10 protein-coding genes and 1 pseudogene are annotated in these 9199 nt (G+C 74.8%); 9 read left to right on the top strand and 2 right to left on the bottom strand.

The window, feature by feature from the left end; all coding sequences use genetic code 11:
- Positions 1 to 72 precede the first annotated feature (72 nt).
- Complete coding sequence (locus tag BBH68_RS11915; RefSeq protein ID WP_065961522.1) at positions 73 to 1077, bottom strand: ATP-binding protein; 1005 nt, start codon at positions 1075 to 1077, stop codon at positions 73 to 75.
- Positions 1078 to 1177: 100 nt separating this feature from the next.
- On the opposite strand from BBH68_RS11915, the gene BBH68_RS11910 reads away from it, so the two are divergent.
- The gene (locus tag BBH68_RS11910) at positions 1178 to 1999 is read left to right on the top strand and encodes a Fic family protein (RefSeq protein ID WP_065961520.1); all 822 of its coding nucleotides are present in this window, start codon (positions 1178 to 1180) and stop codon (positions 1997 to 1999) included.
- A gap of 322 nt (positions 2000 to 2321) precedes the next feature.
- On the opposite strand, the gene BBH68_RS11905 is transcribed toward BBH68_RS11910, so the two are convergent.
- Positions 2322 to 3158, bottom strand: a complete 837-nt coding sequence (locus BBH68_RS11905; RefSeq protein WP_065961517.1) for an HAD family hydrolase — start codon at positions 3156 to 3158, stop codon at positions 2322 to 2324.
- Positions 3159 to 3611: 453 nt separating this feature from the next.
- Between BBH68_RS11905 and ssd the strand changes: the two genes are divergently transcribed.
- The 8 genes and pseudogenes from ssd to BBH68_RS44235 form a co-directional block, all read left to right on the top strand.
- Positions 3612 to 4724, top strand: coding sequence for a septum site-determining protein Ssd (gene ssd, locus BBH68_RS11900; protein ID WP_065961515.1), 1113 nt, complete (start codon positions 3612 to 3614; stop codon positions 4722 to 4724).
- Complete coding sequence (locus tag BBH68_RS11895; RefSeq protein WP_076970952.1) at positions 4721 to 5917, top strand: TadA family conjugal transfer-associated ATPase; 1197 nt, start codon at positions 4721 to 4723, stop codon at positions 5915 to 5917. Before ssd ends, BBH68_RS11895 begins: the two co-directional genes overlap by 4 nt.
- Positions 5914 to 6852 carry a type II secretion system F family protein gene (locus tag BBH68_RS11890; protein WP_245738019.1) on the top strand — a complete coding sequence of 313 codons (939 nt, stop codon included), beginning with the start codon at positions 5914 to 5916 and terminating at the stop codon, positions 6850 to 6852. Before BBH68_RS11895 ends, BBH68_RS11890 begins: the two co-directional genes overlap by 4 nt.
- Positions 6842 to 7651, top strand: a complete 810-nt coding sequence (locus BBH68_RS11885) for a type II secretion system F family protein (protein ID WP_065961512.1) — start codon at positions 6842 to 6844, stop codon at positions 7649 to 7651. The genes BBH68_RS11890 and BBH68_RS11885 overlap by 11 nt, the downstream gene beginning before the upstream one ends.
- A gap of 110 nt (positions 7652 to 7761) precedes the next feature.
- On the top strand, positions 7762 to 7959 hold the full coding sequence (locus BBH68_RS11880) for a DUF4244 domain-containing protein (protein WP_065961510.1): 198 nt from the start codon (positions 7762 to 7764) through the stop codon (positions 7957 to 7959).
- Positions 7946 to 8590 (top strand): TadE family type IV pilus minor pilin, encoded by a 645-nt coding sequence (locus BBH68_RS11875; RefSeq protein ID WP_425428808.1) that lies wholly within the window; start codon positions 7946 to 7948, stop codon positions 8588 to 8590. Before BBH68_RS11880 ends, BBH68_RS11875 begins: the two co-directional genes overlap by 14 nt.
- The gene (locus BBH68_RS11870) at positions 8587 to 9006 is read left to right on the top strand and encodes an Rv3654c family TadE-like protein (RefSeq protein ID WP_079150925.1); all 420 of its coding nucleotides are present in this window, start codon (positions 8587 to 8589) and stop codon (positions 9004 to 9006) included. The genes BBH68_RS11875 and BBH68_RS11870 overlap by 4 nt, the downstream gene beginning before the upstream one ends.
- A gap of 62 nt (positions 9007 to 9068) precedes the next feature.
- Positions 9069 to 9199 (top strand): annotated as a pseudogene (locus BBH68_RS44235) (IS982 family transposase); the annotation flags it as partial.

Genomic DNA, 9199 nt, shown 5'->3' with positions numbered 1-9199 from the left:
GTCACGTCACACACGAGCCAACGGGCGCCCTTCGCCATAGTCGCGGCCAGCACAGACATCGGACTCATTCATCTAGGCGGGAGCGGGGGTAGCCGCCGGCCGCTCCGCCCGAAGGGATTCGTCCAGCACGAAGGCGGGGTCGACCTGGGCCGCCAGGTCGGCCCCCGTCTTCTCGTTGCCCCAGCTCTGCGCGTTCTTCAGGTGGAAGTGCACCATCTGGCGCGTGTAGCGCCGCCAGTCCCGCCGCTCGTACGACGCGTCCACCGCCTCCCGCATCGTCCGCAGCGCACCGCGGTTGACCTCCTCGAGTTCCTCGAAGCGCGGCGGGCGGCCCTTCTCCATGGCCCGCACCCATTCCGAGTGGCCGACCGTGACCAGCAGGTCCTCGCCGACTTCCGCGCGCAGGAAGTCCAGGTCGTCCGGGCCCTGCACCTTGTTGCCCACCACGCGCAGCGCCACGTCGAAGTCGGCGGCGTACTCCTTGTACTGGCGGTAGACGGCGATGCCCTTGCGGGTGGGCTCGGCGACCAGGAAGGTCATGTCGAAGCGGGTGAAGAGGCCCGAGGCGAAGGAGTCGCTGCCGGCGGTCATGTCGACGACGAGGAACTCGTCACGGCCGTCGACCAGATGGTTCAGGCACAGCTCGATCGCGCCGACCTTGGAGTGGTAACAGGCGACGCCGAGATCCGACTCGGTGAAGGGGCCGGTGACCATCAGGCGGACCTGCCCGCTGTCGAGCCCGACCGTCCGGGCGCAGGCCTCGTAGACCGGATTGTCCTCGTCGATCCGCAACAGCCGCGAGCCCTCGCCCGGCGGAGTCGTCTTGATCATCGTGTCGGCGCCGGAGATGCGGGAGTTGGTGCCGCGCAGATAGTCCTTGATCAGGGGGAGGTGGGCGCCCATGGCGGGCAGCGCGGCGGCCTCCGGCTCATCCAGGCCCAGGGCCGGGCCGAGGTGCTGGTTGATGTCCGCGTCGACGGCCATGACGGGGGCGCCGGTGGCCGCGAGATGGCGGATGAACAGCGAGGACAGCGTGGTCTTGCCGCTGCCGCCCTTGCCAACGAAAGCGATCTTCATGTTCAGTCAGCGTAGGCGAGTGATCGCCTTGTGGGGCGGATGCGGTGAAGAAGACCACTCCAATGAGGGGCGGGGGCGCCGGGTGCGTAGGGTCGAACTCATGAGTACGACAGCAGATCCGCTCGCCGCCCTGGCCGCGCTTCCCGGCGTCGCCGACTCCGTGGACGCCGTGCGCCAGGCCGTGGACCGGGTCTACGGCCACCGGGTGATGCGGCGCCGCAGCAACGAGGTCACGTCGGAGGCGGCCCTGCGCGGGGCGCGCGGCTCCGCCGCCCTGGCGGGGGCCGACTGGGCGCTGGAGGAGGTGCGGCGCCGCAGCGACTTCGGCCCGGAGGGTGAGCCGCGCACGGTGGGCGCGGCACTGCGGCTGACCGCCGAGGCGGGGCAGCTGCTGAGCGTGTGGCGGCAGTCACCGCTGCGGGTGCTGGCCCGGCTGCATCTGGTGGCGGCGGGAGGGACGGAGGCGGCGGACGCGGTCGGGCGGCCGCGGCTGGCGGGCGAGCCGGTCGATGAGCCGCTGATCGAGCTGGGGCTGCCGGACGCCGAGGAGGCGGCGGGGCGACTGGACGGGCTGGCGCGGCTGCTGATCGCGGGGAGCGAGGCCCCGGCGCTGGTGACGGCGGCGGTGGTGCACGGGGAGCTGCTGGCCCTGCGGCCCTTCGGCTCCCGCAACGGTCTGGTGGCCCGGGCGGCGGAGCGGATCGTGCTGGTCGGAAGCGGACTTGACCCGAAGTCCATCTGCCCGGCCGAGGTCGGGCACGCGGAGCTGGGCGGCGCGGCGTACGTCGAGGCGCTGGAGGGCTATGCCTCCGGGACGCCGGAGGGCATGGGCGCGTGGATCGCGCACTGCGGGCGCGCGGTGGTGCTGGGGGCCCGTGAGTCCACCGCGGTCTGCGAGGCCCTGCAGCGCGGCGCCGCCTGAACTGGTGGCGGCCTGACCCGGTGGGAGGCCCCGACATGATTGCGGCGGTACCGAGTTCGGTACCGCCGCTGGCATGTCCACCGGGTTACCATGCGTGCACGAAAATTTGCCCATCAGGTCGGGATCTTCGCCCGTCACCTGGTGCGGCTGGCCCGTAATCGACGGGTCGGCGTCGCGTGGGTGCCCAATATTCATGCTCGGTCCGTGGGCCGTGGTGCTTCTGGGGCCCTTCCGGGCGCCCCTGGTCTCGCGGGCCTTCGATTCCTTTGTACTCCTGTGCCCGGCCAAGCGGAAGCGCTCTTCGCAGATCTTTGGCTGGGGCTCAGGCCTCGGCAGACGGGGCGCGGCGCCGGCTGGTGTACCACACCAGCCCGGCGGTGGCGGCCGCCGCGCCCACCGCGGCGGCCAGGGCCAGCACCGGACGCGGCGGCATGGAGAGGGAGGGCACCCGCTGCTTCAGCCGCACCGGCTTGTTGAAGGAGAGGACGGGCCAGCCGCGGGCCGCGGCCTCACGGCGCAGCGCGCGGTCCGGGTTCACCGCGTGGGGATGGCCGACGGACTCCAGCATCGGCAGGTCGGTGTTCGAGTCGCTGTAGGCGTAGCAGCGGGAGAGGTCATAGCCCTCGGACTCGGCCAGCTCGGCGATCGCCTCGGCCTTGGTAGGCCCGTAGGCGTAGTACTCCACCTCGCCGGTGAACACCCCGTCCTCCACGACCATGCGGGTGGCCACCACCCGGTCGGCGCCCAGCAGTTCTCCGATCGGCTCGACGACCTCGGCCCCCGAGGTGCTGACGATCACAACATCGCGGCCCGCGGCGTGGTGCTCCTCGATGAGGGAGGCGGCCTCGTCGTAGATGATCGGATCGATGAGGTCGTGCAGGGTCTCGGCGACGATCTCCCGAACCTGCTGGACGTTCCACCCGCGGCAGAGCGCCGAGAGATACTCCCGCATCCGCTCCATCTGCTCGTGATCGGCTCCGCCGGCGAGGAAGACGAACTGCGCATATGCGGTACGCAGTACGGCTCGGCGGTTGATCAGCCCACCTTGGTAGAAGGACTTGCTGAAGGTGAGCGTGCTCGACTTCGCAATGACCGTCTTGTCCAGGTCAAAGAAGGCGGCTGTCCGAGGCAACGAGTGGTTTTCCACGACGCCGAGCATAGGGCCCACCATTCGGCGTAAGCTCAGGCGCGTGGGTTTGCTTGAGAAGGCTCTCGGGTACACCATGGAAGTCACGGATCGTTCGCGACCGTGCTAACCCGGTCCGACTCCTCCCCCCCCGAGTCGGCCGTGGGGACGACCCCCGCTCTCCCCCCCGGCGGGGGTCGTCGCATGTCCGGACGCGTTTTCGGTCTTTTCACCTGATGATCTCCCCTCTCGGGCCTCCGGTCGGCGTCTCCGCCCCTCCAGCCTGATCCGTGACTGTGTGTAATCGCAAGGCTGCTCTCCGGAAGTCACTGGTTTAGGTGACTGGGATATTCACAAGTGATGAGTTGTCCCCAGTTTTGGACCAAGATCCCCAAGATTTTCTGGATCGTCGGACGCTGATTCTCCGCGGTGTTCGCGCTCCTCGTTCGCGGAAGTGAGAGCGCGTAACGAGAGGGGGAGGGGATCGTGGCTGGATCCATCACACCGAAACGACCGGCGCCGGATGGACGACAGCGCAGACCGCTGATCGTGACGGAGGACGAGGAGCTTCTGGACGATTTGCTGCGGCTGTGCGCGGCGGCGGGGGCCGAGCCGGAAGTGGCCCATGGCGTGCCGGCGCGCCGGGGCAGCTGGGACGTCGCCCCGCTGATCCTGGTCGGCGACGACGCCGCGGCCCGGCTGCGGGGGGCTACCCGCAGGGAAGGGGTGCTGCTCATCGGGCGGGATCTCGACGACCCCGGCATCTGGCAGCGGGCCGTCGCCCTCGGCGCGGACAACGTGGCGTTCCTGCCCGACGCCGAGACCTGGCTGGTGGACCGCATCGCCGATGTGGCCGAGGGGGTCGGCCGCCCGGCCCTCACCGTCGGGGTCGTCGGCGGGCGCGGTGGTGCGGGTGCCAGCACCCTCGCCTGCGCCCTTGCGGTCACCGCCGCCCGCGCGGGGCGGCGCACCATGCTCGTCGACGCGGACCCGCTGGGCGGCGGCCTGGACGTGCTGCTCGGCGGCGAGGGCACGGAGGGCCTGAGGTGGCCCGCCTTCTCCGAATCGCGTGGCCGGGTCGCCGGCGGCGCGCTGGAGGAGTCGCTTCCCCAGCTGCACTCCCTGCGGCTGCTCAGCTGGGACCGCGGCCCGTCGGTGGCCGTGGCGCCATCGGCGATGCGGGCGGTGCTGGCGGCCGCGCGGCGGCGCGGCGGGGTCGTGGTGGTGGACCTGCCCCGGCGGGTGGACGACACGGCGGCCGAGGCCTTCGCCCAGCTGGATCTGGGCCTGCTGGTGGTGCCCGCCGAGCTGCGGGCGGTCGCCGCCGCCCATCGGGTGGCGTCCACGGTGGGCATGGTGCTGCGGGATCTGCGCGCGGTGGTGCGCGGTCCCTGCGGGCCCGGGCTCGACGACGAGCAGATCGCCCGGCTTCTGGACCTGCCGCTGGCCGGCGAGCTGCCGTCGGAGCCCGGGCTGGCGGACGCGCTGGACGGCGGCGAGCCGCCGGGCGGCGACCCCCGCGGCCCGCTCGCCCGGTTCTGCGCGGAGTTCTGGGCGCGCGCCCTGGAGGGCGCGGAGCGGCGAGGGGGCGGGGCATGAGCGTCGGATGGAGCGAGCGGGGCGGCGCGAGCGTCGAGTCGCCCGAGCTGCTGGACGCGGTGCGGCTGCGGCTGGCCCGCAGCGGGGCAGAGCCGACGTCCGCGCGGGTGGCGGCGGCCCTGCGCGAGGAGGGGCGGCTGCTCGGCGACACGGAGGTCCTGGGGGTGGTCGAGGCCCTGCGCTCGGAGCTGGTCGGCACCGGGCCGCTGGAGCCCCTGCTCGCCGCCCCCGATGTCACCGACGTCCTGGTGACCGCCCCCGACGAGGTGTGGGTGGACCGGGGAGCCGGACTGGAGCGGACGGACGTCACCTTCACGGACGCGGCCGCGGTGCGCAGGCTCGCCCAGCGCCTCGCCGCCGTGGCGGGCCGGCGGCTGGACGACGCCAGGCCCTGGGTGGACGCCCGGCTGCCGGACGGCACCCGGCTGCACGCGGTGCTGCCCCCGGTGGCCGTCGGATCGACCTGTCTGTCGCTGCGCGTGGTCAGGCCCCGGGCGTTCTCCCTGGAGGAGCTGGTGGCGGCGGGCACCGTCCCGCCCGGCGGCCAGAAGCTGCTGCGGGCGATGCTGGACGCCCGGCTGTCCTATCTGATCAGCGGCGGCACGGGCTCGGGCAAGACCACCCTCCTCAGCACCCTGCTGGGGCTCGTGGGGCCGGACGAGCGGATCGTCCTCGCCGAGGACTCGGCGGAGCTCAGGCCGGACCATCCGCATGTGGTCCGGCTGGAGACCCGGCCCGCCAACCAGGAGGGCAGGGGCCAGGTCACCCTCCGGGACCTGGTGCGCCAGGCGCTGCGGATGCGCCCGGACCGGCTGGTGGTCGGTGAGGTGCGGGGCCCGGAGGTCACCGATCTCCTCGGCGCCCTCAACACCGGCCACGAGGGCGGTTGCGGCACCGTGCACGCCAATACGGCGGCGGACGTCCCGGCCCGGCTCGAGGCGCTGGGATCGACGGCCGGTCTCGACCGGGCCGCGCTGCACAGCCAGTTGGCGGCCGCCCTGTCGGTCGTGATCCATCTGGTGCGGGACCGCGGCGGGCGGCGCAGGATCGCCGAGCTGCACGTGCTGGACCGTGACCGGGCGGGCTATGTGACCACCGTCCCAGCCGCGATGTGGACCCCCGAGGGCTTCGGGGAAGCGGCGGGATGGGAGCGGCTGCGGCGGCTGTGTGTGCGCGGTGGGGGTGCGGCATGACTCGGGAAGCGATGACGGGGGGAGCGGCCCCCGAGGCGCTGCCGCTGTACGCGGCCGTGCTGTGCGCGGGCGCGGCGGCCTGGCTGATCTCCGGGCGGAACCGGGACCTGCGGCGGGCCGGGCTGCTGTTCGCGGCCGGCGGATCCGCCGGGCCCGCCGGGGCGGATCCGCGGCGCCGGCTGACCGAGACGGTCGCCTGGCTGCGGGAGCGGTGGCGGACCGCGTACGGCGGGCGGATGGGGTGGGAGCTGCTGTGCCTCCCGGCCGGAGGCGTCCTCGCGCTGGTGGGCGTCTCGGTGCTGCCGCTGCTGGCCGGGGCGGCGGCCGTGCCGGTCGTCGGCCGGTGGCGGCGCGGGCGCGAGCACGACCGGGAGCGGGAGCGGAGGGCCGCCGCGGTGATCGAGCTGTGCGGGGCCGTGGCGGGTGAGCTGCGAGCCGGACGGCAGCCGGTCGAGGCCCTGCTGGCCACGCCCCCCGGGCACATCGGGGAGCGGTGGGGCCTGGTGTCGGCGGCGGCGCGGTTCGGCGGCGATGTGCCGGAGGCGCTGCGCCGGGCGGCCCGGTCGCCGGGCGCGGAGGGGCTCATCGGGGTCGCGGCCTGCTGGCAGGTCGCGGTCGACGAGGGAGCGGGCCTCGCGGCCGGCCTCGACCGGGTCGCGGGGGCGCTGCGAGCCGAGCGGGATCAGCGGCAGAAGCTGCGCTCCCAGTTGGCGGGCCCCCGGGCCACGGCCGTCGTCCTGGCGCTGCTGCCCGCCATCGGGCTGCTGATGGGCACCGCGCTGGGAGCGGACCCGCTGCGGGTGCTGCTGCACACCCCGGCCGGGCTGGGCTGCCTGCTGGCGGGCTGTCTGCTGGAGTGGGCCGGCTACGCCTGGACCGCGCGGGTGATCCGGGCGGCCGCCGACCGGGAAGGACACCGGGCTCATGGCGCCTGAGGTTGTCCACAGCCTGTGGATGACGATGGCCCTCTCGGCCGCCGCCGTGTCCGTCGTGGGAGCGGTGACGGAGGCCCGCCGGGTACGGACCGCCCGGCGTCGGCTCGCCGCGCTGCTGCCGGAGCCCCGGCGGGAGGGGCGTTGCCCGGGGCTGCGGGAGAGGTGGCGCGCCGAAGGAGCGGCCGATGCGGTGCGGGACTGGGCTTCGGCGGCCGGGGCCCTGCTCACCTGCGTCGTCCTGGTCGAGGGCCCGCTGGGCTGGGCGCTGGGGCTCGCGGCCGGATACGGGGTGAGGCGGTGGCTGCGGCACCGTCGGGCGGCCGACGGCGAGCGGTCGGAACAGCGCGCGAAGGACGGCGCGGCGCGTCAGCTTCCGCTGGCCGCCGATCTGCTCACCGCCTGCCTGGCGGCCGGAGCCGGCCCGCGCAAGGCGGCGGAGGCGGTGGGGCGGTCGCTCGGCGGTCCGGTCGGCGAGCGGCTCGCCCAGGCCGCGGCGGAGCTGCGGCTCGGAGGCGAACCGGCCGCCGCTTGGGGGCGCATAGCCGCACTGCCCGGAGCGCAAGGCCTGGCGCGCGCTCTTGAGCGCGCCGGGACGACGGGCGCGCCGGCAGTGGAGCCCGTCTCCCGGCTGGCCGCCGACAGCCGGGCCGAACAGGCGAGACAGGCGGACACCCGGGTGCAGCGCGCGACCGTGCTGGCCACCGCCCCGCTGGGGGCCTGCTACTTGCCCGGATTTCTGCTGATCGGGGTGGTGCCGGTGATGCTCGGGCTCGCGGCCGGGCTGACGCGCGGTGGCTGAGGGACCGCCCGGCAGCGACAAGCACGGCTGTCACCGGCACGGGATTGCCGACGGCGCGGGACGGCATGGGATTCACGACTCGGGACGCGACATCGATTGGGGAGGCAGAAATGGTGATGCGGTGGTGTCTGCGGCGGTACGCGGCGGCGAGGGCACGCGCCGACGCGGGGATGGCGACCGCCGAGTACGCGATGGGGACGATCGCGGCATGCGCCTTCGCCGCGGTTCTCTACAAGGTGGTGACCGGCGGGACGGTGGACGACGCGCTGCGGTCCGTGATCGGAAAGGCACTCGATGCGCAGTTCTGACGCGCCCGGCCAGCCCGGCTCGCCCGGCCGCTCCGGCCCGCCCGGCCGCTCCGGCCCGCCCGGCCGCTCCGGCCCGCCCGGCCGCTCCGGCCCGCCCGGCCGCTCCGGCCCGCCCGGCCGCTCCGGCCCGCCCGGCCGCTCCGGCCCGGGCGACCGGCCCGGCCCGGCCCGCCTATCCGGTCCAGGCGGCCCGGGCGACCGGGGGTTCGTGACGGCGGAGGCCGCTGTCGCGCTGCCGGTGCTGGGGGTGTTCGCCCTGATGCTGATCTGGGGCCTGATGGCAGCCTCCGCGCAGATGCGGTGTGTGGACGCGGCGCGCGCCGGAGCGCGCGCCGCCGCGCGGTCGGAGCCGCGGGAGGCCGCGCTGGCCGCCGCCCGCTCGGCCGCGCCGCGCGGCGCCCGGGTCGAGCTGCGGCGGGAAGGGGACCTGGTCCGGGTGCGGGTCGAGGCCCACGCGCCCGGCCCCGGCCCCTTGGCGATGCGCCTGCGCGGCGAGGCGGTCGCCCTCGCCGAGGAGTCGGTGGGCCCCGGCGAGCGGCCGTCGGACCGCCCCGGGGAAGGGCCCGGCCGCTCCGGGGAAGAGCCCGGTCGTGCGGGGGCGGCGGGGGCGGGGAAGGAGGCGATGCCGTGAGGAGGGCCGGGGGAGACCGCGGGTCGGCGACGGTGTGGACCGCCCTGACCGCCACGGCGCTGTGCGCGGTCTTCGCGGCCGTACTCGCGGCCGGACAGATCATGGTGGCCCGCCACCGGGCGGGCGCGGCCGCGGACCTCGCGGCGCTCGCGGCCGCCGACCACGGGCTGGAGGGTGCCGAAGCGGCGTGCGGCCTCGCCCGGCGGGTGGCCGCCGCGCAGGGCACCCGGGTGGTGAGGTGCGCCCTGCGCGGCGCGGTCGCCGATCTCAGGGTGGCCGCCCGGGCCGGGCCGTTCGCCCCCGAGGCCCGCGCCCGCGCCGCGCCCGTGGACCCGTCAGGAGCAGACCCGTCAGGAGCAGACCCGGCAGGAGCGGGGGCGCTCAGGAGCGGACCCGGCAGGAGCGGACCCGCCTAGATGAGTGAGTCCGATGTTTGTGCTGGCCGCAACCATGGCGAAGGGCGCCCGTTGGCTCGTGTGTGACTACCAGCCTGGACGCCCTTCTGGCGGCACTGTACGTGTTCATCGACGACCATGTGGCCCCCCGTCGTCGGATCGGGCGACCCCCGAAACTGACGGACGCCGAACTGCTGTGCCTCGCGGTCGCCCA

Origin of the sequence: Streptomyces sparsogenes (assembly GCF_001704635.1) — a bacterium.
Classification (GTDB): domain Bacteria; phylum Actinomycetota; class Actinomycetes; order Streptomycetales; family Streptomycetaceae; genus Streptomyces; species Streptomyces sparsogenes.
Note: the sequence above shows the minus strand (reverse complement) of the source record. Positions and strands in the feature narration are given on the sequence as shown.